The organism is Streptomyces sp. SP17BM10 (genome assembly GCF_036322405.1).
Classification (GTDB): Bacteria; Actinomycetota; Actinomycetes; order Streptomycetales; family Streptomycetaceae; genus Kitasatospora.
Genome location: NZ_JAQYXB010000106.1, coordinates 1 through 384, shown reverse-complemented (window position 1 = coordinate 384; position 384 = coordinate 1). Strand labels below are relative to the sequence as shown.

Below are 384 nucleotides of genomic sequence, written 5' to 3'. Positions count from 1 at the left end.
GCGCCCTCCCCGGCGATGTCGACGGACAGGCCGGAGTCGGCGACCCGGACGACCACGTCGTCGTACAGACCCAGTGCGAGGCCGAAGGCGTCGAAGCCCGGACCGAGGTTGGCGCTGGCGAGGAGCGAGGCCAGGGGTTGGCCGGTGGGCAGGGGGAGGGGGGTGTGGGTGGCGGCCGGCGGGGTGTACGGCGGCGGCACGGGGAAGGTCGGCGCGGTCTGGACGAGCCATGCGACGAGTAGCGAGCCGACGAATGCGAGGGCCGCGATGGTGACGGCTGCGGGCAGGGCCGGTGCTTTGTCGAGCAGCGCGATACGCAGGTGGGTCGGGGGATGCGTGGTGTCCACGGCGAAACGGGCGTGGGTGCTGCGGCGGCGCAGGCGT

The 384-nt window shown here is 74.0% G+C and carries 1 pseudogene; it reads right to left on the bottom strand.

The features are described 5' to 3' along the window. Nucleotides 1-380, bottom strand: a pseudogene (locus PUR71_RS00390) (hypothetical protein); the annotation flags it as partial. Nucleotides 381-384: the final 4 nt, after the last annotated feature.